Below are 24,137 nucleotides of genomic sequence, written 5' to 3'. Positions count from 1 at the left end.
ACGACCCTGTAGCGACGAGTAGGAGATGCAATCCCGATGACAGACGCACTCAAGCGGCTGGCCGACGCAGGCGTCGCGGTCTGGCTCGACGACCTTTCGCGCAAGCGCATCACATCCGGCAACCTGGCCGAGCTGATCGACGAGAGCCATGTGGTGGGCGTGACCACCAACCCGTCGATCTTCCAGAAGGCGATCGCCGGCGGTGACGGCTACCAGCAGCAGGTGGCCGACCTCGCGACCCGCAAGGTCACCGTCGAGGAAGCGGTCCGGATGATCACCACCGCGGACGTCCGGGACGCCGCCGACATCCTGCGCCCGGTCTACGACGCGACCGGCGGCCAGGACGGCCGGGTCTCCATCGAGGTGGACCCGCGCCTGGCGCACAACACGGCCGCCACCATCGCCGAGGCCAAGCAGCTGGCCTGGCTGGTGGACCGGCCCAACACCTTCATCAAGATCCCGGCCACCAGGGCGGGCCTGCCCGCGATCACCGAGGTGATCGGGCTCGGCATCAGCGTCAACGTCACGCTGATCTTCTCGCTTGAGCGCTACCGCGAGGTCATGGACGCCTTCCTGGCCGGCCTGGAGAAGGCCAAGGCCGCGGGTCTTGACCTGCAGAAGATCCACTCGGTGGCGTCCTTCTTCGTGTCCCGCGTGGACACCGAGATCGACAAGCGCCTCGACAAGCTGGGCACCGACGAGGCCAAGGCGCTGCGCGGCAAGGCCGCCCTGGCCAACGCCCGCCTCGCCTACCAGGCGTACGAGGAGGTGTTCGGCTCCCACGACAAGTCGACGCCGCCGTCGGAGCGCTGGGCCGCCCTGGACCGGGCCAACGCCAACAAGCAGCGCCCGCTGTGGGCCTCGACCGGCGTCAAGGACCCGGCCTACAAGGACACGCTCTACGTGGACGACCTGGTCGCCCCGGGCACGGTCAACACCATGCCGGAGGCCACGCTCGAGGCCGTCGCCGACCACGGCCAGATCACCGGTGACGCGGTGCGCGGTACATACGAGCAGGCCAAGGCCGATCTCGACGCGCTCGCCGGGGTCGGAATCTCGTACGATGACGTTGTACAGCTCCTCGAGGACGAGGGCGTCGAGAAGTTCGAGGCGTCCTGGAACGACCTGCTGAAGTCCACTGAGGCGGAGCTGGGCCGCCTCGCTCCTTCGGAGGCGTGAGAGACCTTGTCACTTTCCACGAGCGGAGCCAATCCGCTGCGTGACCCCCGGGACCGGCGGCTTCCGCGTATCGCGGGGCCGTCCGGCCTGGTCATCTTCGGCGTCACGGGCGACTTGTCCCGCAAGAAGCTGATGCCGGCCGTCTACGACCTGGCCAACCGCGGCCTGCTGCCGCCGGGCTTCTCGCTCGTCGGCTTCGCCCGCCGCGACTGGGAGAACGAGGACTTCGCCCAGGTCGTGCACGACGCGGTCAAGGAACACGCCAGGACCCCCTTCCGCGAGGAGGTCTGGCAGCAGCTCGCCGAGGGCTTCCGCTTCGTGCCCGGCGAGTTCTCCGACGACGAGGCGTTCGAGAAGCTGCGGGAGACGATCGAGGACCTGGACAAGGCGCGCGGCACGGGCGGCAACTTCGCCTTCTACCTGTCGGTCCCGCCGAAGTTCTTCCCCTCCGTCGTCCAGCAGCTCAAGAAGCACGGCCTGTCCTCCGGGCCCGGCGACTCCTGGCGGCGCGCCGTCATCGAGAAGCCCTTCGGCCACGACCTGGCCAGCGCCCAGGAGCTCAACCAGGTCGTCCACGAGGTCTTCCGGCCGAGCGACGTCTTCCGGATCGACCACTACCTGGGCAAGGAGACGGTCCAGAACATCCTGGCGCTGCGCTTCGCCAACACCATGTTCGAGCCGCTGTGGAACCGGTCGTACGTCGATCACGTACAGATCACCATGGCCGAGGACATCGGCATCGGCGGCCGGGCCGGCTACTACGACGGCATCGGCGCCGCGCGCGACGTCATCCAGAACCACCTGCTGCAGCTCCTCGCGCTGACCGCCATGGAGGAGCCCTCCTCCTTCGACGCCACCGCGCTGGTCACCGAGAAGCTCAAGGCGCTCAAGGCCGTCAAGCTGCCGAAGGAGCTGGGCAAGCACACCGTGCGCGGCCAGTACTCCCACGGCTGGCAGGGCGGCGAAGAGGTGCTGGGCTATCTGGAGGAGGAGGGCATCGACCCCCACTCCAAGACCGACACCTATGCCGCGATCAAGCTGGAGATCGACAACCGCCGCTGGGCGGGCGTCCCCTTCTATCTGCGCACGGGCAAGCGGCTCGGGCGGCGGGTCACCGAGATCGCGGTGGTCTTCCAGCGCGCCCCGCACTCTCCCTTCGACGCCACCGACACCCAGGAGCTCGGGGAGAACGCCCTGGTCATCCGGGTGCAGCCGGACGAGGGCGTGACCATCCGGTTCGGCTCCAAGGTGCCCGGCACCTCCATGGAGATCCGGGACGTGACGATGGACTTCGCCTACGGCGAGTCCTTCACCGAGTCCAGCCCCGAGGCCTATGAGCGGCTGCTGCTCGACGTCCTGCTCGGCGACGCCAACCTCTTCCCCCGCCACCAGGAGGTGGAGGAGTCCTGGCGGATCCTCGACCCCGTCGAGGCCTACTGGGACCAGCACGGAAAGCCCGAGCAGTACACGGCGGGCACCTGGGGGCCGAAGGCGGCGGACGAGATGCTCGCACGAGACGGACGGAGCTGGCGCCGGCCATGAACATCGATCTCACCGACACCACGTCCAGCCAGATCAACGCTGCTCTGGTCCAGGCGCGGAGGGCGGCGGGGATACCGGCCGTGGGCATGGTGCTCACCCTTGTCGTCGTGACCGACGAGGGCAATCACTACGACGCGCTGAAGGCGGCGAGCGAGGCGTCCAAGGAACACCCCTCGCGCATCCTGGTCGTCATCAGGCGGCCGGGGCGCTCGCCGCGCGACCGCAAGATGGCCCGGCTTGACGCGGAGGTGCGGATCGCCGGCGAGAGCGGCACCGGTGAGACGGTGCTGCTGCGGCTGCACGGCGAGCTCGCGGGCCACGCCCAGTCGGTGGTGCTGCCACTGCTGCTGCCGGACGCCCCGGTGGTGGTGTGGTGGCCGGATGACGCGCCGGAGCACCCCAGCGAGGATCTGCTGGGCCGGCTGGCCGCCCGCCGGATCACCGACGCCCAGGCCACCGAGGACCCGGTGGCCACGCTCGCGCTGCGGGCCAGGACGTACACCCCGGGCGACACCGACCTGGCCTGGACCCGCATCACCCCGTGGCGCAGTGTGCTGGCGGCGGCGCTCGACCAGAAGCACTCGGCGATCACCTCCGCCGTGGTCGAGGGTGAGGCGTACAACCCCAGCGGCGAACTGCTGGCGCTGTGGCTCGCGGAGCGGCTTCGGGTCCCGGTGCAGCGGCAGGTCTCCGAGGGCCCGGGGCTGACCGCGGTGCGGCTGGAGACGCCCGACGGCACGATCTGCCTGGACCGGGCCAACGGGTCACTGGCCGAGCTGGCGATGCCGGGGCAGCCGGACCGGCATGTCGCGCTGCAGCGGCGGGACAGGTCGGAGCTGATAGCGGAAGAGCTGCGCCGTCTGGACCCGGACGAGATGTACGCCTGCGCGGTGAGGTTCGGGGTGAGCCGGCTCGGCAAGGGCATGACCCGCGCGGCCGAGCAGCCCGCGGCGCGGGCCGGTGACGCGGGTCGTCCGGAGGCGGCGCAGAAGGCGGCCGGGGCCCCGGCGCATGCGGCCGGCGGCCCTGGTGACGCGGGCGGCGCGGCCGGCAAGGCGGCGTCGTGAGCGCTCCGCAGGTCGTCGTCCACCGCGACAAGGAGCTGATGGCACAGGCCGCGGCGGCCCGGCTGATCACAAAGATCGTGGACGCCCAGTCGGCCCGTGGCTCGGCCTCGGTGGTGCTGACCGGCGGGCGCAACGGCAACGGCCTGCTGGCCGCGCTCGCCGAGGCGCCCGCCCGGGACGCCGTGGACTGGTCGCGGCTGGATCTGTGGTGGGGTGACGAGCGGTTCCTGCCGGAAGGACACCCGGACCGCAATATCACCCAGGCGCGGGCGGCGCTGCTGGACGCGGTGGGTCTGGACCCGGCCCGGGTGCACCCGATGCCGGCGTCCGACGGCCCGTGGGGCAGCGAGGTGGAGGCCGCCGCGGAGGCGTACGCCGAGGAGCTGGACCGGGCCGCGCGGCCGGAGAACCACGGCGCGGTGCCGTCCTTCGATGTCCTGCTGCTGGGCGTCGGCCCGGACACCCATGTGGCCTCGCTCTTCCCGGAGCTGCCCGCCGTACGGGAGGCCGAGCGGACGGTGGTGGCGGTGCGCGGCGCGCCCAAGCCCCCGCCCACGCGGGTCTCCCTGACCCTGCCCGCGATCCGCGCGGCGCAGGAGGTCTGGCTGCTGGCGGCGGGCGAGGACAAGGCCAAGGCGGTGACGATCGCGCTGTCGGGGGCCGGGGAGATCCAGGCCCCGGCCGCGGGCGCGTACGGCCGCCGCCGCACGCTGTGGCTGCTGGACCGGGCCGCCGCGGCGGGCCTGCCGCGCGAGCTGTACCCCCCGGCGTCGCCCTGACCGGGCGCGGGACACAGCCGGACGGGCCGACTGGGCAAAGCCCCGGTCGGCCCGTCCCGCGTCCTGCACCGTCTCAGCGCCCGCGCAGCGAGCGGTAGGTGGCGACCAGCCTCGCCGTGGAGGGGTCGAGCCCCGGCACCTCGGCGCCCTCGGTGAGGGCGGGCTCGACGCGCTTGGCGAGGACCTTGCCGAGCTCCACCCCCCACTGGTCGAACGAGTCGATGTTCCACACGGCGCCCTGGACGAACACCTTGTGCTCGTAGAGCGCGATCAGCTGGCCGAGCACCGAAGGGCTCAGCTCGGCGGCCAGGATCGTGGTCGTGGGGCGGTTGCCGGGGAAGGTCTTGTGCGGCACCAGCTCCGGCGCCACCCCCTCGGCGGCCACCTCCTGCGCCGTCTTGCCGAACGCCAGTGCCTGGCCCTGGGCGAAGAGGTTGGCCATCAGCAGGTCGTGGTGGCCGGCGAGGATCGGGGACAGGTCCGCCACCGGGTTGGCGAAGCCGATCAGATCGGCCGGAATCATCTTGGTGCCCTGGTGGAGCAGCTGGTAGTAGGCGTGCTGTCCGTTGGTGCCGGGCGTGCCCCAGACGACCGGTCCGGTCTGCCAGCCGACCGGATTGCCCTCGCGGTCCACCGACTTGCCGTTGGACTCCATGTCCAACTGCTGCAGATAGGCGGGGAACTTCGACATGTAGTGCGAGTACGGCAGCACGGCATGGGACTGCGCGTCGAAGAACTGTCCGTACCAGATGCCGAGCAGCCCGAGCAGCATCGGCGCGTTCTCCTCGGGCGGGGCGCAGCGGAAGTGCTCGTCGACGAGGCGGAAACCGGCCAGCATCTCGCGGAAGTGCTCCTGGCCGATGGCGATCATCAGCGACAGGCCGATGGCCGAGTCGAAGGAGTAACGTCCGCCGACCCAGTCCCAGAACTCGAACATGTTGTCGGTGTTGATGCCGAACTCGGCGACCTTCTCCGCGTTGGTCGACAGCGCCACGAAGTGCTTGGCGACCGCTTCCTGGCCCGCTTCGAGGCCCCTCAGCAGCCATCGGCGGGCGGAGGTGGCGTTGGTGATGGTCTCGATGGTGGTGAAGGTCTTGGAGGCGACGATGAACAGGGTCTCGGCCGGGTCAAGACCGAGCAGCGCCTCGTGCAGATCCGCCCCGTCGACATTGGAGACGAAGCGGAACCGCAACTCGCGGTGGGTGTAGGCGCGCAGCGCCTCGTACGCCATCGCCGGGCCCAGGTCGGAGCCGCCGATACCGATGTTGACGACGTTCTTGATGCGCTTGCCGGTGTGGCCGGTCCACTCCCCCGAGTGGATCCGGTCGACGAACGTGCCCATCTTGGTGAGCACCGCGTGTACTTCGGGGACGACGTCCTGGCCGTCGGCCTCGATGACCGCCGAGTGGGGCGCGCGCAGCGCGATATGCAGCACCGACCGGTCCTCGGTGGTGTTGATCTTCTCGCCCCGGAGCATGGCGTCCCGCAGCTCGGCCACCCCGGTGGCCCGGGCCAGCTCCCGCAGCAGCCGCAGGGTCTCGTCGGTCACCAGGTGCTTGGAGTAGTCCAGATGGAGGTCGCCGACCGACAGGGTGAACCGCTCCGCGCGCCCGGGGTCCTGGGCGAACAGCTCGCGCAGCCGCGCGTCACCCAGCTCCTGGCGGTGTGCGGCCAGTGCGTTCCACTCCGGCAGCTGGTCGAGCCTGCTGCGGCCATCTGCGTTCATCTCGGAATCAGCCCACTTCTTGTCGGTGCCTGGCCCCCGTGGCCCCCAACCTAATTGATCGGGGCGCGCATCCCGGGGACGAGGGCCACCAGACCGCCCGCGAAGAGCGCGGCGGCCGCCAGCGCCGGTGTGTTCAGCCCCCATGCCCCGGCTATGACCCCGCCGAGCAGGGCGCCCAGCGGGGTGCCGGCGATCGACAGCGTGCGGAAGGCGGCGCTGACCCGGCCCAGCATCTCGGCCGGGCTGCGCTGCTGCATCATCGTCACCTCCGTGACGTTCCATATGATCCCGGCGAAGCCGAAGACGCCGAGGGCGGCCGCGGCGGCCGGCAGCTCGCGGATGACGCCCAGGGCGAGGAGGGCGGCGACCTGCGCGATACCGCACACCATGATCGTGGGGCCGCGCCCCAGCCGCTCCGCCACCCGCGCGGCCACCAGCCCACCCGCCACACTGCCGATCCCGTACACCGTGATGACGGCCGCGTAGCCCGCGTCCCCGGCGCCCAGCCATCCGGTGACATGCAGCACCAGCGTGGCGATGAGCGCGCCGATGCCTATGTTGCACAGCGTCGTGGACACACACAGCGCCCGCAGCAGCCCGTCCCGCCACAGCACTTTGATGCCCTCGGCCATGTCCCGGCGGATCGTGCGCCCCGGCGCCCGGGGCTCCCCGCCCGATGGGCGCACCGAGCCCAGCGAGGCGACGAGCGCGGCGGCGGCGAGATAGGTGGCCGCGTCCGCCGCGTACGGCACGGCGGCGCCGAGCCCCAGGGCCACCGGCACCAGCGGCGCGCCCACGAACCGGCCCATGACCTCCTGCCCTGTCATCAGGCGTGCGTTGGCCCGGCTCAGGGCCTCCGGCGCCACCACGGACGGCAGCAGGGCCGTGGCCGCGTTGTCGAAGAGGGTCTGCAGGGTGGTGAGCGCGAAGGCGAGGGCGAGCAGCAGGCCGATCGTGGCATGTCCCAGCCATACGACGACGGCGAAGGCGGCCATCAGCACGCCGCGCGCCACGTCCACCGCCCACATCGCCCGCCGCTGGTCCACCCGGTCGGCGATGGCCCCGCCGAGCAGCCCGAACAGCAGCCACGGCAGGAAGCCGCACGCGGTCACCAGGGAGACCAGCACCGGGGAGTCGGTCAGCGAGACGGCCAGCAGCGGAAGGGCCGCCCCGCGCAGCGCGTCCCCGAACCGGGACACCACCGCGGCCCCCCACAGCCGCCCGAAGCCACCCCGCCACCCGAGCGACGCCCGCTCGGCACCCTGCTCACCCGCCTCCACCGTGGTCATGCCGCCCCCTCACAGCCACGCGGCACCGCCCCGTACGGCACCCCACGTCACGACCGTAGCCCCCGCCACTGACAACGGCCCGGCCGCGCACCCCCGTCAGAGGTGCCCGGCCGGGCCGTCGTACCGTGCGTCGTCCCCGCCCGCCGCTCAGATCTCGCCGCGGAGCTTGGCGAGGGCCTCGGCGAGGATCGCCTCGCCGTCGGCGTCGCTCCGCCGCTCCCGCACATACGCCAGATGCGTCTTGTACGGCTCGGTGCGCGGCGGGTCCGGCGGGTTGTCCCGGTCCTTGCCGGCCGGGAAGCCGCAGCGGGGGCAGTCCCAAGTGTCCGGGATCTGCGCGTCGCTGGCGAAGCTCGGCTGAGTCTCGTGCCCGTTCGAGCACCAGAAGGAAATACGCAGGCGAGGCGCCGATTCGCCTCGCTCCGCTTCTCCCATCGGCCCCGCTCCGACCCGACTTCCACGGATCGCGTTGCCACTTGCCACGGTCGTAACTCCCTGCGTGATGGTGCCGCGAAGCATTGGTAGGCAGCTCCGCTGCCGGGCGCCCCAGTCTACGTAAGGCCCAACGCGCGTCCAGTGAGAGGAGTTACACCCTCCCCCAGCCTTCGGCAAGGAGGTGCCCCCGAGGACGCAAACCCATGATAAGCCGCGCTCGCGACGGTGCGTCAGCTATCGGCTCAATCGAGCTTCATCAGCAGCCCGAGCACCACGATGCAGACGAACCACAGCAGACCGACGACGATGGTGATCCGGTCCAGGTTGCGCTCGGCGACCGAGGAGCCGCCCACTGAGGACTGCATGCCACCACCGAACATGTCGGACAGACCTCCGCCCTTCCCCTTGTGCATGAGCACCAGCATCATCAGCAGGACGCTGAAGATGATGAGGGCGATCGAGAACCCCATGACCACGGCTGGAACCAACTCTCTCGGGCTTGGACGGGACGGTAGGAACGGTAAGGAGCGGGGGCCGGGCGGTGCCTTCCGCACCACCTCGACCCCCGCCAGGGTACGACGAGTGACCTGCTACGGCCTACTCACCGGCCTGCTCACTGGTCGCGGAACCGGACGATCTTGACGAAGTCGTCCGCGTCCAGGCAGGCGCCCCCGACCAGCGCGCCGTCCACGTCCGGCTGCGCCATGATCGCGGCGACGTTCCCGGGCTTCACCGAGCCGCCGTACTGGATCCTGACCTTGTCGGCCACGTCCTGGCTGTAGAGCTCGGCCAGGCGGCCCCGGATGGCCCCGCAGACCTCCTGGGCGTCCTCGGGCGTGGCCACCTCACCGGTGCCGATGGCCCAGACCGGCTCGTAGGCGATCACGATCCGCTCGGCCTGCTCGGCGGGGATGTCCTTGAGACCCCCGTCGACCTGCGCGAGCGTGTGGGCGACCTGGTTGCCCGCCTTGCGCACCTCCAGGCCCTCACCGACACACAGGATGGGGACGATGTCGTTCTTGAACGCGGCCTTGACCTTGGCGTTGCACAGCTCGTCGGTCTCGTTGTGGTACTGGCGCCGCTCGGAGTGGCCGACCGCCACATAGGAGCACCGCAGCTTGGCGAGCATCGCGCCGGAGATCTCTCCGGTGTACGCGCCTGAGTCGTGCGCCGAGATGTCCTGGGCGCCGTACTTGAGCTTCAGCTTGTCGTGCTCGACCAGGGTCTGGAGCGTCCGGAGGTCCGTGAACGGCGGAAGGACCGCGACCTCGACGGCCTCGTAGTCCTTGTCGGTGAGCGAAAAAGTGATCTTCTGGGTGTGGGCGATGGCCTCGAGGTGGTTGAGGTTCATCTTCCAGTTGCCCGCGATCAGCGGGGTGCGGTCACTCACGGTGTTCAGTCCTCCAGTGCGGCAAGGCCGGGGAGCGTCTTGCCCTCGAGGTATTCGAGGCTCGCTCCACCGCCGGTCGAGATGTGGCCGAAAGCATTCTCGTCGAAGCCCAGGATGCGTACGGCGGCGGCGGAGTCTCCCCCGCCCACCACGGTGAAGGCCGGGCTCTCGACCAGCGCCTGGGCGACGGCCCTGGTGCCCTCGGCGAAGTCGGGGTGCTCGAAGACGCCCATCGGGCCGTTCCAGAAGACGGTGGCGGCGTCGGCCAGCTTCGAGGCGTACAGCTCCTGGGTCCCCGGGCCGATGTCAAGACCCATCCGGTCGGCCGGGATCTCCGCGACGGAGACGGCCTGCGGGCCGGCGGGGGCCTTCGTCTTCAGGTCCGGGAACTCGGGGGCCACCAGGACGTCGACGGGGAGCACGAACTCCACACCGCGCTCCTTGGCGCGCGCCAGGTACTCCTGGACGGCCCCGATCTGGTCCTCCTGGAGCAGCGAGGTGCCGATCTCATGGCCCTGGGCCTTGAGGAAGGTGTACGCCATGCCGCCGCCGATCAGGATGCGGTCGGCCCGCTCCAGGAGGTGGTCGATGACGCCGAGCTTGTCGGACACCTTGGCGCCGCCGAGGACCACCGCGTACGGGCGCTTCACGTCCTCGGTGAGCTGCCTGAGGACGTTCAGCTCCGCGGCGATCAGGTGGCCCGCGGCGTGCGGCAGCCGCGCCGGGAGGTCGAACACGGAGGCGTGCTTGCGGTGCACGGCGCCGAAGCCGTCGCCCACGTACAGGTCCGCGAGGGCGGCGAGCTGATCGGCGAAGGCGCCGCGCTCGGCGTCGTCCTTGCTGGTCTCACCGGCGTTGAAGCGCAGGTTCTCCAGCAGCACCACATCGCCCTCGCCGAGCCCGGCCACGGCCTCGCGGGCGCTGTCCCCGACCGTGTCGGCCGCGAACGCGACCTGCTTGCCGAGGAGTTCGCCGAGCCGCCGGGCGACCGGGGCGAGCGAGAAGCGGGGCTCGGGCGCGCCCTTGGGCCGGCCCAGGTGGGAGGCGACGATCACCTTGGCGCCCGACTCGGCGAGCCCCGCGATGGTCGGCACGGCGGCGCGGATACGGCCGTCGTCGGTGATCGTCTCGCCGTCGAGCGGGACGTTCAGATCGGCGCGGACGAAGACCCGCTTCCCGGCGACCTGCAGATCGTCAATCGTCTTCACAGAGGACTCCTAGTTCATGGGACAGGGCCCGTACGACAGCGTCGTACCGGGCCCTGTCCTGGCTCATCTCGGCAGCGGTCAGAGCTGGTTGCCGACGAAGACGGTCAGGTCGACGAGGCGGTTGGAGTAGCCCCACTCGTTGTCGTACCAGCCGATGACCTTGACCTGCTTGCCCTGGGCCATGGTCAGCGAGGAGTCGAAGGTGCAGGAGGCCGGCCAGTTGACGATGTCCGAGGAGACGATCTCGTCCTCGGTGTACTCGAGGATGCCCTTGAGCTGGCCCTCGGCGGCCTTCTGGAAGGCGGTGTTGACCTCGTCCCTGGTGACCTCGCGGTCCAGCTCGACGACCAGGTCGGTGACCGAGCCGGTGGGCACCGGGACGCGCATGGCGATGCCGTCCAGCTTGCCCTTGAGCTGCGGGAGGACCAGGGCGGTGGCCTTCGCCGCACCGGTCGAGGTCGGGATGATGTTCTCCGCGGCGGCCCGCGCGCGGCGCAGGTCCTTGTGCGGGAAGTCCAGGATGCGCTGGTCGTTGGTGTACGCGTGCACCGTGGTCATCAGACCCTTGGTGATGCCGAAGGCCTCGTCGAGGACCTTGGCCATCGGGGCCACACAGTTGGTGGTGCAGGACGCGTTGGAGATGACGTGGTGGTTGGCGGCGTCGTACTTGTCCTGGTTGACGCCCATGACGATGGTGATGTCCTCGCCCTTGGCGGGCGCGGAGATCAGGACCTTCTTGGCACCGGCGGCCAGGTGCTTCGCCGCGTCGTCGCGCTTGGTGAAGATGCCCGTCGACTCGATGACGATGTCGGCGCCGAGCTCGCTCCAGGGCAGCTGGGCCGGGTCCCGCTCGGCGAACGTCTTGAACGTCTGGTTGCCGACGGTGATGGTGTCGTCGGTGTGGCTGACCGCCTGCTTCAGCCGACCCAGGATGGTGTCGTACTTCAGCAGGTGGACGAGAGTGGCGTTGTCGGTCAGGTCGTTGACACCGACGATCTCGATGTCCGCGCCCTGGTCCAGGAGCGCGCGGAAGTAGTTGCGTCCGATGCGGCCGAAGCCGTTGATGCCTACGCGGATCGTCACGAACCGATCTCCTCGTTGGTGTGCCGGTATGGACGCCGGCGAGCCTTATTGGATGTCCCCGACCGCATCCGACCCTACCGCTATCACGGGACGTACGTGACATTGGCACCGGTGGCCCACGTCCACTGAAAAGTGGTACGGACCGCCGGCTTCGATTTACCTGTCAGTCACTTTCCGTCACGAGAGGTCAACGTCGCAACGCACGCGGCGCGGACCCCACGAGTCGCTTCCGCTCGGACGCGCTGGGGATGTGTTCCAGTCCGAAGCCGAGGAGCACGGCATCCCGGGTGGTGACCGCGGCCGAGGCCGCCCGTACCGGAGTCGGTCACATACGAGAGGGACAGCTCGACCTTTTTGCCCGCGTAGCCGCTCAGGTCCACGGAGACGGGCCGCCAGCCTTCCGAGGAGCCGTTGAAGGCGTTCCAGTCGCCCGTGGTCCCGCCCGCCTCACAGGCGTTCGCGCCACGGGTCAGGTAGCGCGCCAGGAACGGGTGCAGGATCAGTTGACGTCTCCCCCGACCGAAGCCGGGGACTTCCCGCCTGGCCACCGCTGTTGGACGGCGGTCTTCGGGTGGTTCCTGTTTCATCACCCACCGCCCGGCTTGCCGGGTCTTCCACGGGCTCCGCAGGCGTTTTACGTGTCGGCCCGCCCGGCCGCCACCATGCGCCGCCCCTCGGCGCGAAGGTTGCACTCAGCATTCCGGTCGCGGTCGTGCACGGTGCCGCAGTCACACGCCCAGACCCGGACCTTGAGTCCGGCCGTTCCCTTCGGGCCGGTGAGCGCGCCGCAGCTGTCCGCTGGGGCACGGCGGAGCATCTTGAAGCGCGGCGGCCCGATCTTCGGTCCCTTACGGGTGCCCTTCTTCGACGCGAAGAAGTTGCCGTACGCGGTCTGAAGGTCCCTCAGGGACGACTGAAGTACGACCGCCGACACCTCGCCGAGCCACCCCCGCTCGGGCGTCTTTTTCGCCTCGGTGATCACCATCTTCGCCAGTTCGACGATCGACGGGACCGGCTTGCCTTGTTTGAAGGCGTCCTGCCGGATACGCAGCGCGCCCGATCCCGATAACACCGCAAGGCCGTCCGGCGCGAAGAACCGCGAGGCGCAGGGCAGCATCGCGCCCCCGGCCTCTCCTGGGAAGCCGGGGGCGCGATGCCTCTCGAGCAGTCCTGCCGTGCAGTTCTGTCGTACTGTCAGCCGAGGTGGGCAGCCGGTGCGGTCAGCCGACCATGCCCTCGGCCATCTCCTCGGTCAGGCTGGACTCCGTGCCGGGGATCCCGAGGTCCTGGGCGCGCTTGTCCGCCATGGCCAGCAGGCGGCGGATACGGCCCGCGACAGCGTCCTTGGTCAGCGGCGGGTCGGCGAGCGCGCCCAACTCCTCCAGGGACGCCTGCTTGTGCTCCATGCGCAGTCGGCCGGCCGCGGCCAGGTGCTCGGGCACCTCGTCGCCCAGGATCTCCAGCGCGCGCTGCACCCGGGCCCCGGCGGCGACGGCGGCCCGGGCCGAGCGGCGCAGGTTGGCGTCGTCGAAGTTGGCGAGCCGGTTGGCGGTGGCGCGGACCTCGCGGCGCATCCGGCGCTCCTCCCACGCGAGCACCGACTCATGGGCACCGAGTCGCGTCAACAGCGCGCCGATGGCATCACCGTCACGGACGACAACGCGGTCAACACTGCGCACCTCCCGCGCCTTGGCGGCGATCTGCAGCCGGCGCGCCGCGCCGACCAGCGCGAGCGCGGCCTCGGGGCCGGGGCAGGTCACTTCCAGCGAGGAGGAGCGGCCGGGCTCGGTGAGCGAGCCATGGGCGAGGAAGGCCCCGCGCCAGGCGGCCTCGGCGTCACAGGTGGCACCCGAGACGACCTGCGGCGGCAGCCCGCGGATCGGCCGGCCGCGGCCGTCGACCAGCCCGGTCTGCCGGGCCAGTTGGTCACCGCCCGCCACCACCCGCACCACATAGCGGCTGCCGCGCCGCAGCCCGCCGGGGGCCATCACCACCAGGTCCGAGGAGTGTCCGAAGATCTCCAGGATGTCCTTGCGCACTCTGCGGGCCGCGATGCCCGTATCCAGCTCCGCCTCGATCACGATCCGCCCGCTGACCAGGTGCAGCCCGCCCGCGAACCGCAGGATCGCCGAGACCTCCGCTTTCCGGCAGCAGGTGCGGGTGACGGGGAGCCGGGAGATTTCGTCCTTCACCGCTGCCGTCATCGCCATGGGCCGATCCTTCCATGCATCCGAAAAATACGGTCGTACGCGGCCGCCAAAAGCTCCGGGTCGTGTTTCGGGGAGCCGTCGGGCCTGGCCACCGGCGCGAGCTCGACCGTGCCGCCCAGCCGCTTCGCGGCGTCGCACAGACTGCCCTGGTCGGGGACGGCGGCCTGGTCGGCCAGCACCACGTCGAAGGCGAGTTTAGGGGCGTGTCGGGCCAAAACCTCCAAATGACGCTGCGGGGAGAAGCCGTCGGTTTCACCGGGCTGGGGGGCGAGGTTCAGCGACAGGACCCGTCGGGCCTTGGTGTCGGTGAGCGCTTCCAGCAGCTCGGGGACGAGCAGATGCGGGATCACCGAGGAGAACCAGGAGCCGGGGCCCAGCACCACCCAGTCGGCGTCCAGGACCGCCTCGACGGCCTCGGGGACAGCCGGCGGGCCGCCCGGCACCAGATGGACCGACTGCACCTCGCCGGGGGTGAGCGCGACGGTGGCCTGCCCGCGCACCGTGGTGACCTCGTCCGGGCGGCCCGGGTCGTGGCCGCGGACGAACGCCTGGAGCTCCAGCGGGACCGCCGACATGGGCAGCACCCGGCCGTGCGCGCCCAGCAGCTTGCCGACCAGGTCCAGGGCCTTGACGTGGTCGCCCAGCTGCTCCCACAGGGCGACGATCAGGAGATTGCCGACCGCGTGGCCGTGCAGCTCGCCCTCGCTGGCGAAGCGGTGCTGGATGACCCGGGCCCACGTCTGGCCCCAGTCGTCGTCGCCGCACAGCGCGGCCAGCGCCTTGCGCAGATCGCCGGGCGGCAGCACGCCGAGCTCGTCGCGCAGCCGCCCGCTGGAGCCCCCGTCGTCGGCGACGGTGACGACGGCGGTCAGATCGCCGGTGATCCGGCGCAGGGCGGCGAGCGAGGCGGACAGCCCCATCCCGCCGCCGAGCGCGACCACCTTGGGCTGCGCTCCTTTGCTGGTGCGGGATCCGACCAGCCGCCGCAGCCGTCTGGTCCGGATCGTCACTCGCGCCCCATGTCACGGTGGACGATGACGGTCTCGACTCCCTCGGCGGCGAGCCGGGCCGCCAGCCGCTCGGACATCGCGACGCTGCGGTGCTTGCCTCCGGTGCAGCCGACGGCGATGGTCACATAGCGCTTGCCCTCGCGGCGGTAGCCGGTCGCGATCAGCTGCAGCAGCTCCGCGTAGCGGTCCAGGAACTCCTTGGCGCCGGGCTGGTTGAAGACATAGCCGGCGACCTCCTCGTTGAGGCCGGTGAAGGGGCGCAGCTCCGGGACCCAGTGCGGGTTCGGCAGGAAGCGGCAGTCCACCACCAGGTCGGCGTCGACCGGCAGGCCGTACTTGTAGCCGAAGGACATGACGGTGGCCCGCAGCTCCGGCTCCTCCTCGCCGGCGAACTGGGCGTCCATCTTGGCGCGCAGCTCGTGCACGTTGAGGCTGGAGGTGTCGATCACCAGGTCGGCGTCGCCGCGCAGCTCGCGCAGCAGGTCCCGCTCGGCCGCGATGCCGTCCACGATCCGGCCGTCGCCCTGGAGCGGGTGCGGGCGGCGCACCGACTCGAAGCGGCGCACCAGGGCCTCGTCGGACGCCTCCAGGAACAGGACGCGGCGCTTGACGCTCTTGGCGGCCAGGTCCGCCAGGGACTCGCGCAGATTGTCGAAGAAGCGACGGCCGCGGACGTCGACGACCACCGCGATACGGGCCACATTGCCCTGGGAGCGGGCGCCGAGGTCCACCATGGTGGGGATCAGCGCGGGCGGCAGGTTGTCCACCACGAACCAGCCGAGGTCCTCCAGACATTTCGCGGCGGTGCTGCGGCCCGCCCCCGACATACCGGAGATGATCACCAGCTCGGGGATGGCCGTCGCCTCGGCGGCGTCTCCCGGGGTGCCCGTATTCACCTGCGCTCCGTCTCCATGCTTCTCATGCTCGTTCATCTGTCCGTCCCCCGCGTCGATGACGACGCCGCGCTCGCGGCCTCATCCTCAATGATCTCTCCTGTGGCGGTGTTCACCGCCGGGGCGGCCGGGGCCGCCGTGGCGAGGGCGGCCGCGACCGTCTCGGCCGTCTTGCGGCCCACCCCCGGCACCTCGCATATCTGCTCGACCGTCGCGGCGCGCAGCCGCTTGAGCGAGCCGAAGTGCTTCAGGAGCGCCTGCCGACGGCTCTCGCCGAGCCCGGGCACGGTGTCCAGCGGGCCGGCCTTCATCGACTTGGCCCGCTTGCCGCGCTGGTAGGTGATGGCGAAGCGGTGCGCCTCGTCGCGCACGCGCTGCAGCAGATACAGCCCCTCGCTGCTGCGGGGCAGCACCACCGGGTCCTCGTCGTCGGGCAGCCAGACCTCCTCCAGCCGCTTGGCGAGGCCGCAGACGGCCACGTCGTCGATCCCGAGCTCGTCCAGCGCCCGCTTGGCGGCGGCGACCTGCGGCCGGCCGCCGTCCACGACGACGAGCTGCGGCGGGTAGGCGAATCGCTTCGGCTTGCCGCTCTCGTCGATGGGCCCGGCGGGCGCCGCGGAGTCCCCGTCCGCAGCGGTGTCGCCCTCGGGCGCCGGGCCCCACTCGCCGGTGTCCGTCTTCTCCTGCAGATAGCGGCGGAACCGGCGGCTGACGACCTCGTGCATGGCGCGGACGTCGTCCTGGCCCGCGAAGCTCTTGATCTGGAAGCGGCGGTACTCGCTCTTGCGCGCCAGGCCGTCCTCGAAGACCACCATGGAGGCCACCACGTCCTCGCCCTGCAGGTGCGAGATGTCGAAGCACTCGACGCGCAGCGGGGCGGAGTCCAGCTCCAGGGCCTCCGCGATCTCCTCCAGGGCGCGCGAGCGCGTGGTCAGATCGGAGGCGCGCTTGGTCTTGTGCAGCGCCAGCGCCTGCTGGGCGTTGCGCGCGACGGTCGCCATCAGGTCCTTCTTGTCACCGCGCTGCGGGATGCGCAGATCGACCCGGGAGCCGCGGCGGTCGCTCAGCCACTGGGCGACCGGCTCGGCCGGGTCGGGCAGGGCGGGTACCAGCACCTCCCTGGGGACCGCGTCGCCCTTCTCCTCCCCGTACAGCTGCTGCAGGGCGTGTTCGACCAGCCCGGCGGTGTCGACGGCCTCCACCTTGTCGGTGACCCAGCCGCGCTGGCCGCGGACCCGGCCGCCGCGCACATGGAAGATCTGGACGGCGGCCTCCAGCTCGTCCTCGGCGATCGCTATCAGGTCGGCGTCGGTGGCGTCGGCGAGCACCACCGCGTTCTTCTCCATGGCGCGCTTGAGCGCCCCGATGTCGTCGCGGAGCCGGGCCGCCTTCTCGTACTCCATCTCCTCGGCGGCCTCCTGCATCCGCTGCTCCAGGCGGCGCAGATAGGTGCCGGTGCGCCCGGCCATGAAGTCGCAGAACTCCTCGGCCAGCCGCCGGTGCTCCTCGGCGGTCACCCGGCCCACGCAGGGGGCGGAGCACTTGCCGATGTAGCCCAGCAGACAGGGGCGGCCGATCTGGGCCGAGCGCTTGAACACCCCGGCCGAGCAGGTCCGCACCGGGAAGACCCGCAGCATCAGGTCGACGGTTTCGCGGATGGCCCAGGCGTGGCCGTACGGGCCGAAGTAGCGCACGCCCTTCTTCTTGGGGCCTCGCATGACCTGGACCCGGGGGAATTCCTCGTTGAGCGTCACGGCGAGGGACGGATAGCTCTTGTCGTCGCGGTACTTGACGTTGAACCGGGGGTCGAACTCCTTGATCCAGGAGTACTCGAGCTGCAGCGCCTCGACCTCCGTGCTCACCACGGTCCACTCCACGGAGGCGGCGGTGGTGACCATGGTGCGGGTGCGCGGGTGGAGGTTCGCCAGGTCCTGGAAGTAGGAGGAGAGCCGCGGGCGCAGGCTCTTCGCCTTTCCGACGTAGATCACCCGGCCGTGCTCGTCTCGGAACTTGTAGACCCCCGGCGACTCGGGGATCTGTCCCGGCTTGGGGCGGTAGCTGCTCGGGTCGGCCATGGTCACCACCCTACTGGCGGGGAGTGACAGTCCGGAGCGGTCGGGCCTCCCCCGGCGGCGGGCTTTCCCTCTCGGCCGGGCCCAGGGCCCCGGCGGGGCGCACGGTCCGCGACCGGAAGCGCGTAAACGCTTGCGCAAGCGTTTACGCGCCGCCTTCGATGCGGTACGTTCCTGCTCCATGGCGACCATGGCTGATGTGGCCCGGCGGGCGGGCGTGTCCGTCGCAACCGTCTCGCATGTGCTCAACGAGACCCGCCCGGTGCTCCCGGACACCCGGCGGGCCGTGCTCGACGCCATCGACGCCCTGGGCTACACCCACAACACCCTCGCCCGCTCCCTGGTCACCGCGCGCACCCGCTCGATCGGCCTGGCGGTCTCGGCCATCAGCAATCCGTACTTCACCGAGATCCTCCAAGGCGTGGAGTCCAGCGCGCTGGAGCACGGCTACGGCCTGCTCATCGCCGACCCGCACGACGATCCCGAGCAGGAGCACAAGGCCGTCCGGCTGCTCCACGAACGGCGGGTGGACGGAGTAATCGTCGCCGCCTCCGCCGAACCCGGCGCGATGATCGACTATCTGACCCGCCACCAGGTCCCCGCCGTCTTCCTCGACCGGCTGGTCACCGACGCCCACGACCAGGTGAGCGCGGAGAACGCCCGCCACGTCGAACAGCTCGTCCACCACCTCGCCGATCTCGGCCACACCCGCATCGGCCTGGTCGCGGGCGCGCCGGGGCTGAGCACCACCGCCGAGCGGATCGCCGGCTACCGGGCCGGGCTGCGCCGACGAGGGCTGCCGTTCGCCCCCGAGCTGCTGACCGGCGGCGACTCCGAGGCGGACGGCGCGCGGGACGCCACCCGGCAGCTGCTGTCCGCCGCCCGGCCGCCCACCGCGATCGTCACCGCGAACAACGCGATGACCATCGGCGCGCTGCGCGCCCTGCGCGAGGCGGGCCTTCGCGTGCCGGACGACATCGCGCTGGTCTGCTTCGACGACTTCGCCTGGGCCGATGTGTTCTCGCCCCGGCTCACCGCGATCTCGCAGCCCAGCCGCGAGATCGGCGCCACCGCCGTCAGGCTGCTGCTCGACCGGCTGGCGGACCCCTCTCGGCCGCCGCGGACCGTCCGGCTGCCCTGCACCCTGGTGCACCGCACCTCGTGCGGCTGCGAGGAGTGAAGCGCATGACGGGGCCGCCACCCGGTGGGCCCCGGGACCCCCACCCACCCCCAACGTGAGGAACCGCCCCGTGATCGTCGTCGCCGGAGAAGCCCTGATCGACCTGGTGCCCGACCGCCCGGCAGCGGCCGGGCCCGCGGCGGACCCGGCCCTGCCGGCGCTGCTGCCGCGGCGCGGCGGCGGCCCGTACAACACGGCCGTGGCGCTGGGCCGGCTGGGCTCGCCGACCGCCTTCTGCTCCCGGATCTCCACCGACGGCTTCGGCGAGGCGCTGATGGCGGGGCTGCGCGCGGACGGCGTGGACACCGCGCTGGTGCAGCGCGGTGGGGAGCCGACCACGCTGGCGGTCGCGTCGATAGCCCCCGACGGATCGGCGGGCTACGGCTTCTACGTCGAGGGCACTGCGGACCGCCTCTTCGAGCTGCCCGCGGCCCTTCCCGACTCGGTCACGGCGCTGTCCTTCGGCACCTGCTCGCTGGTGCTGGAGCCGGGCGCGAGCGCCTACGAGGCGCTGCTGCGGCGCGAGGCGGCCCGGGGCGTCTTCACCACGCTCGACCCCAACATCCGCACTGGTCTGATCCCCGACGCCGACGCCTACCGGGCCCGGTTCCACGGCTGGCTGCCGCATGTCGGGCTGCTCAAGCTGTCGATGGAGGACGCGGCCTGGCTGGCCGGCGCCCAGGACCCGGCGGCGGCCGCCCGGGAGTGGCTGGCCGCGGGCCCTGCGGCCGTGGTCCTCACCCACGGCCGGGACGGCATCAGCGTCCTCACCCGGGGCGGGGGCGGCTGCGCCGTGCCCGGCGTACAGATCGAGGTCGTGGACACCATCGGGGCGGGCGACACGGTGAACGCCGCGCTGCTGCACCGGCTGGCGGCGCATGAGGCGCTGTCGGCGGACGCGGTGGCGAAGCTGGACGAGGCGGCCTGGCGGGATGTGCTCGGCTTCGCGGCGCGGGCCGCGGCCGTCACCTGCTCCCGGCCGGGCGCACAGCCGCCCTACGCGTCCGAGCTCTGACCCGGAGAGGCCGCCGGGGGCCGCCGAAGGACGCATGGGGCGCGCCCGCCGCCGGTTCGACGGCGGGCGCCGGAGCGTGCCGCGCCCTGGGGCGCGGCACGCCGAAGGGCGCTACTTCGCCGCCGCGCGCCGTCCGGGAACCGTCGCCTTGGCCGCCACCTTCTTGACGGCGGCCTTCTTGGCCGCCGTCTTCTTCGCCGGGGCCTTGGCGGGGGCCTTCTTCGCGGTCTTCCGGCCGACCGGCGCCACCGCGTCGCTCACCCGGTCCCCCAGCATCTCCCTGAGGAACTTGCCGGTGTGGCTGGCCGGGACCGAGGCCACCTGCTCGGGGGTGCCCTCGGCGACGACCAGACCGCCGCCGCTGCCGCCCTCCGGGCCCATGTCCACGACCCAGTCGGCCGTCTTGATCACATCGAGGTTGTGCTCGATGACGATCACCGTGTTGCCCTTGTCGACCAGTCCGGACAACACCTTGATCAGCTTGCTGATGTCCTCGAAGTGCAGCCCGGTCGTGGGCTCGTCCAGGACGTAGACCGTGCGCCCCGTCGACCGCTTCTGCAGCTCGCTCGCGAGCTTGACGCGCTGCGCCTCACCGCCGGAGAGGGTCGGCGCGGGCTGCCCGAGCCGGACATAGCCGAGCCCGACCTCGTTGAGCGTGCGCAGATGGCGGGCGATCGTCGGCACCGCCTCGAAGAAGTCGAGCGCCTCCTCGATGGGCATGTCCAGCACCTCGGCGATGGACTTGCCCTTGTAGTGCACCTCCAGGGTCTCCCGGTTGTAGCGGGCGCCGTGGCAGACCTCGCACGGCACATACACATCCGGCAGGAAGTTCATCTCGATCTTGATGGTGCCGTCGCCGGAGCAGTTCTCGCAGCGGCCGCCCTTGACGTTGAACGAGAAGCGCCCGGGCTGGTACCCGCGGACCTTGGCCTCCATCGTCTCCGCGAACAGCTTGCGCACATGGTCGAAGACGCCGGTGTACGTCGCCGGGTTCGAGCGGGGGGTGCGGCCGATGGGCGACTGGTCGACGTGGACCACCTTGTCGACGAGGTCGTCGCCGGCGACCCGGGTGTGCCGGCCCGGGACGGCCCGCGCCCCGTTCAGCTCGCGCGCCAGGTGGGTGTACAGGATGTCGTTGACCAGGGTGGACTTGCCCGATCCGGAGACGCCGGTGACGGCGGTGAGCACACCGAGCGGGAAGGACACATCGATGTCCTTGAGGTTGTTCTCCCGGGCGCCGTGGACCGTCAGCTGCCGCTCCGCGTCCATGGGCCGGCGCATCCCCGGCAGCTCGATGGACCTCTTCCCGGCCAGATACTGCCCGGTCATCGAGTCCTCGTTGGCCAGCAGCTCCTTGAGCGGCCCGCTGTGGACGACCTTGCCGCCGTGCTCGCCCGCGCCCGGGCCGATGTCCACCACCCAGTCCGAGGTCTTGATGGTGTCCTCGTCGTGCTCGACGACGATCAGCGTGTTGCCCAGGTCGCGCAGCCGCACCAGCGTCTCGATCAGCCGGTGGTTGTCGCGCTGGTGCAGCCCGATCGACGGCTCGTCCAGCACGTACAACACGCCCACCAGACCAGAGCCGATCTGGGTGGCCAGCCGGATGCGCTGTGCCTCGCCGCCGGACAGGGTGCCCGCCGCGCGGTTGAGCGAGAGATAGTCCAGGCCGACGTCGACCAGGAACCGCAGCCGCTCGTTGACCTCCTTGAGCACCCGCTCGGCGATGGTCTTGTCCCGGGCGCTCAGCTTCATGTCGCGCAGGAACTCGGCGCACTCGCTGATCGACATCGCGGAGACCTCCGCGATGGAGCGGCCCTCCACCGTGACCGCCAGGATGAGCGGCTTGAGCCGGGTGCCCTCACAGGTGGGGCAGGGCACCTCGCGCATATAGCCCTCGAAGCGCTCGCGGCTGGAGTCGCTCTCCGCCTCCGTGTACCGCCGGCGGACGAAGGGCACCGCCCCTTCGAAGGCCGTGACGTAGGCGCGCTCCCGCCCGTAGCGGTTGCGGTAGCGGACCTCGATCTGCGTCTTGTGCCCGTAGAGCAGCGCCTTCTTGGCGCGCTGCGGAAGCCCGGCCCAGGGGATGTCCGTACGGAAGCCGAGCGCGTCGGCGAGTCCTCCGTACAGCCGGGCGAAGTAGTCCTTGGTGTGGCCGTGGGACCAGGGGTGGATGGCGCCCTCGTCGAGCGACTTCTCCTCGTCCGGGATGATCAGCTCGGGGTCGACCTCCATGCGGGTGCCGATGCCGGTGCACTCCGGGCAGGCGCCGAAGGGCGAGTTGAAGGAGAAGGAGCGCGGCTCCAGCTCCTCGAAGGACAGGTCGTCGTACGGGCAGTAGAGGTGCTCGGAGAACATCCGCTCGCGCTGCGGATCGTCCTCGTCGAGGTCGACGAAGTCGAGGATCACCATGCCGCCGGAGAGCCCGAGCGCGGTCTCGACGGAGTCGGTCAGCCGCCGCTTGGCGCTTCCCTTGACCGTCAGGCGGTCGATGACCACCTCGATGGTGTGCTTCTCCTGCTTCTTCAGCTTCGGCGGATCGGTCAGCTGGATGGTCGTGCCGTCCACCCGCGCCCGGCTGTAGCCCTTGGTCTGCAGGTCGGCGAAGAGGTCGACGAACTCCCCCTTGCGCTCGCGCACCAGCGGGGACAGCACCTGGAAGCGGCTGCCCTCGGGCAGCTCCAGCACCTTGTCGACGATCGCCTGCGGCGACTGGCGGGTGATCGGGCGGCCGCACTCGGGGCAGTGCGGCTTGCCGATCCTGGCAAACAGCAGCCGGAGGTAGTCGTAGACCTCCGTGATGGTGCCGACCGTGGAGCGGGGGTTGCGCGAGGTGGACTTCTGGTCGATGGACACCGCCGGGGACAGGCCCTCGATGAAGTCCACGTCGGGCTTGTCCATCTGCCCCAGGAACTGGCGGGCGTACGAGGAGAGCGACTCCACGTAACGGCGCTGGCCCTCCGCGAAGATCGTGTCGAACGCGAGGGAGGACTTGCCCGACCCGGAGAGCCCGGTGAAGACGATGAGGGAGTCGCGAGGGAGGTCGAGCGAGACGTTCTTGAGGTTGTGCTCGCGAGCGCCACGGACGATGAGACGGTCGGCCACGCCGGTCGGCACCTTTCTTGAGAGAGGTGTGGGGTCCGCGGGCCCCGCTTCCGTGGGGGCTCTGCCGGTACGCAGAACCGGAGCGAGGCGAAGCCCCCCGACCCAGGGTAGGGGGCGCTGCGGCGATGTCTTTAAGGATGCAGCACACGAGCCTATAGCACGCACATTCGATTTGCTGACCAAGGACGACAGCTTCACCCGAACGTGTGGTGCGGACTACCGTCGGGACATGACCGATTACGCACGGGACGCCGCCGCGGTGCGGGGCGCGACCGACCGGCTGATGGCTTCGGTGTCCCGGCTGGACGAGACGGCCGTGACCGAGCCCTCACTGCTCCCCGGCTGGACCCGGGGCCACGTACTGGCGCATCTGGCGCGCAACGCGGACGCCCTGGTGAATCTCCTCACATGGGCGCGCACCGGGGAGCCGACCCCCATGTACGAGAGCGAGGACGCGCGCGACCGGGAGATCGAGGAAGCCGCGTCCCGGCCGCTGCCCGTCCACGTCGACGATCTGCGCACCAGCGCGTTCCGCTTCCACGCGGCGGCCGCGGCGCTGCCCGCGGACCGCCGGCCGTACGAGGTCACCATGCGGCGCGGCGTCGTCGAGCAGGCCGGCCGGCTGCCCTTCCGCAGGCTGGCCGAGGTCGAGCTGCACCATGTGGATCTCGGGGTCGGCTACACGCTGTCGGACCTGCCCGCCGCGTTCGTCGAGCAGGAGCTCGACTTCCTCGCCGGGGAGAGGTTCGCGGGCCACCCCGACATCCCGCCGCTGCTGCTGGTGTCGGGCGACGGCGGGCGGGTCCGGCGCACCGGCCGGGCGGGCGGGGACGAGCCGCCGCTGACCGTCGAGGGCTCCCCCGCCGCCCTGTTGGGGTGGCTGAGCGGGCGCACGGACGGGGCGGACCTGTCCTGTGCGGAAGCGCCCCTGCCGACGCTTCCGCCGCTAGGCTGAGG

The 24,137-nt window shown here is 71.0% G+C and carries 20 protein-coding genes and 1 pseudogene; 7 read left to right on the top strand and 14 right to left on the bottom strand.

What is annotated here, in order from left to right; all coding sequences use genetic code 11:
- Window positions 1–36 precede the first annotated feature (36 nt).
- From tal to pgl, 4 genes are read left to right on the top strand one after another with little or no spacing between them, the layout of a single operon-like run.
- Window positions 37–1,179 (top strand): transaldolase, encoded by a 1,143-nt coding sequence (gene tal / locus ACFZDL_RS12645; RefSeq protein WP_353593042.1) that lies wholly within the window; start codon window positions 37–39, stop codon window positions 1,177–1,179.
- Between the two features lie 6 nt (window positions 1,180–1,185).
- Entirely contained in the window at window positions 1,186–2,721 is a 1,536-nt protein-coding gene (gene zwf / locus ACFZDL_RS12640) for a glucose-6-phosphate dehydrogenase (RefSeq protein ID WP_353593041.1), read from the top strand.
- Window positions 2,718–3,788 carry a glucose-6-phosphate dehydrogenase assembly protein OpcA gene (gene opcA / locus ACFZDL_RS12635; RefSeq protein WP_353593040.1) on the top strand — a complete coding sequence of 357 codons (1,071 nt, stop codon included), beginning with the start codon at window positions 2,718–2,720 and terminating at the stop codon, window positions 3,786–3,788. The genes zwf and opcA overlap by 4 nt, the downstream gene beginning before the upstream one ends.
- Window positions 3,785–4,567 (top strand): 6-phosphogluconolactonase, encoded by a 783-nt coding sequence (gene pgl, locus ACFZDL_RS12630; protein WP_353593039.1) that lies wholly within the window; start codon window positions 3,785–3,787, stop codon window positions 4,565–4,567. The genes opcA and pgl overlap by 4 nt, the downstream gene beginning before the upstream one ends.
- Before the next feature lie 73 nt (window positions 4,568–4,640).
- Here pgl and pgi read toward each other — a convergent pair whose 3' ends face one another.
- The 13 genes and pseudogenes from pgi to uvrC form a co-directional block, all read right to left on the bottom strand.
- The gene (pgi, locus tag ACFZDL_RS12625; protein ID WP_353593038.1) at window positions 4,641–6,293 is read right to left on the bottom strand and encodes a glucose-6-phosphate isomerase; all 1,653 of its coding nucleotides are present in this window, start codon (window positions 6,291–6,293) and stop codon (window positions 4,641–4,643) included.
- Between the two features lie 50 nt (window positions 6,294–6,343).
- Complete coding sequence (locus tag ACFZDL_RS12620; RefSeq protein ID WP_353593037.1) at window positions 6,344–7,582, bottom strand: MFS transporter; 1,239 nt, start codon at window positions 7,580–7,582, stop codon at window positions 6,344–6,346.
- Between the two features lie 147 nt (window positions 7,583–7,729).
- A complete protein-coding gene (locus ACFZDL_RS12615) occupies window positions 7,730–8,065 on the bottom strand; it encodes an RNA polymerase-binding protein RbpA (protein WP_076971064.1) in 336 nt (111 codons plus the stop codon).
- A gap of 194 nt (window positions 8,066–8,259) precedes the next feature.
- Entirely contained in the window at window positions 8,260–8,487 is a 228-nt protein-coding gene (gene secG / locus ACFZDL_RS12610; RefSeq protein WP_319696307.1) for a preprotein translocase subunit SecG, read from the bottom strand.
- 143 nt (window positions 8,488–8,630) lie between these two features.
- Complete coding sequence (tpiA, locus tag ACFZDL_RS12605) at window positions 8,631–9,407, bottom strand: triose-phosphate isomerase (protein ID WP_353593036.1); 777 nt, start codon at window positions 9,405–9,407, stop codon at window positions 8,631–8,633.
- Between the two features lie 5 nt (window positions 9,408–9,412).
- The gene (locus ACFZDL_RS12600) at window positions 9,413–10,615 is read right to left on the bottom strand and encodes a phosphoglycerate kinase (protein ID WP_353593035.1); all 1,203 of its coding nucleotides are present in this window, start codon (window positions 10,613–10,615) and stop codon (window positions 9,413–9,415) included.
- A gap of 78 nt (window positions 10,616–10,693) precedes the next feature.
- Window positions 10,694–11,698, bottom strand: a complete 1,005-nt coding sequence (gene gap / locus ACFZDL_RS12595) for a type I glyceraldehyde-3-phosphate dehydrogenase (RefSeq protein ID WP_353593034.1) — start codon at window positions 11,696–11,698, stop codon at window positions 10,694–10,696.
- A 187-nt stretch (window positions 11,699–11,885) separates the two neighbouring features.
- Window positions 11,886–12,192 (bottom strand): annotated as a pseudogene (locus tag ACFZDL_RS12590) (zinc carboxypeptidase); the annotation flags it as partial.
- Between the two features lie 140 nt (window positions 12,193–12,332).
- On the bottom strand, window positions 12,333–12,815 hold the full coding sequence (locus ACFZDL_RS12585) for a hypothetical protein (protein WP_353593033.1): 483 nt from the start codon (window positions 12,813–12,815) through the stop codon (window positions 12,333–12,335).
- A gap of 103 nt (window positions 12,816–12,918) precedes the next feature.
- Entirely contained in the window at window positions 12,919–13,908 is a 990-nt protein-coding gene (gene whiA, locus ACFZDL_RS12580; RefSeq protein WP_353593032.1) for a DNA-binding protein WhiA, read from the bottom strand.
- Window positions 13,899–14,918 (bottom strand): uridine diphosphate-N-acetylglucosamine-binding protein YvcK, encoded by a 1,020-nt coding sequence (yvcK, locus tag ACFZDL_RS12575; RefSeq protein WP_353593031.1) that lies wholly within the window; start codon window positions 14,916–14,918, stop codon window positions 13,899–13,901. The genes whiA and yvcK overlap by 10 nt, the downstream gene beginning before the upstream one ends.
- Window positions 14,915–15,850 carry an RNase adapter RapZ gene (gene rapZ / locus ACFZDL_RS12570; RefSeq protein ID WP_353593030.1) on the bottom strand — a complete coding sequence of 312 codons (936 nt, stop codon included), beginning with the start codon at window positions 15,848–15,850 and terminating at the stop codon, window positions 14,915–14,917. Before rapZ ends, yvcK begins: the two co-directional genes overlap by 4 nt.
- The gene (gene uvrC, locus ACFZDL_RS12565; RefSeq protein WP_353593029.1) at window positions 15,847–17,886 is read right to left on the bottom strand and encodes an excinuclease ABC subunit UvrC; all 2,040 of its coding nucleotides are present in this window, start codon (window positions 17,884–17,886) and stop codon (window positions 15,847–15,849) included. Before uvrC ends, rapZ begins: the two co-directional genes overlap by 4 nt.
- A 178-nt stretch (window positions 17,887–18,064) precedes the next feature.
- Between uvrC and ACFZDL_RS12560 the strand changes: the two genes are divergently transcribed.
- The gene (locus ACFZDL_RS12560) at window positions 18,065–19,063 is read left to right on the top strand and encodes a LacI family DNA-binding transcriptional regulator (protein WP_353593028.1); all 999 of its coding nucleotides are present in this window, start codon (window positions 18,065–18,067) and stop codon (window positions 19,061–19,063) included.
- Between the two features lie 70 nt (window positions 19,064–19,133).
- Complete coding sequence (locus ACFZDL_RS12555) at window positions 19,134–20,078, top strand: carbohydrate kinase (protein ID WP_353593027.1); 945 nt, start codon at window positions 19,134–19,136, stop codon at window positions 20,076–20,078.
- 111 nt (window positions 20,079–20,189) lie between these two features.
- Here the strand turns inward: ACFZDL_RS12555 and uvrA are convergent, their stop codons facing one another.
- Entirely contained in the window at window positions 20,190–23,180 is a 2,991-nt protein-coding gene (gene uvrA / locus ACFZDL_RS12550; RefSeq protein WP_353593026.1) for an excinuclease ABC subunit UvrA, read from the bottom strand.
- Between the two features lie 229 nt (window positions 23,181–23,409).
- Between uvrA and ACFZDL_RS12545 the strand changes: the two genes are divergently transcribed.
- Complete coding sequence (locus ACFZDL_RS12545) at window positions 23,410–24,135, top strand: maleylpyruvate isomerase family mycothiol-dependent enzyme (protein ID WP_353593025.1); 726 nt, start codon at window positions 23,410–23,412, stop codon at window positions 24,133–24,135.
- The last annotated feature ends 2 nt before the right edge of the window (window positions 24,136–24,137 follow it).

Source organism: Streptomyces sp. NPDC007917 (assembly GCF_042959105.1).
In the GTDB taxonomy this organism is placed as follows: domain Bacteria; phylum Actinomycetota; class Actinomycetes; order Streptomycetales; family Streptomycetaceae; genus Streptomyces.
This window is presented reverse-complemented; position numbering and strand designations above follow the sequence as displayed.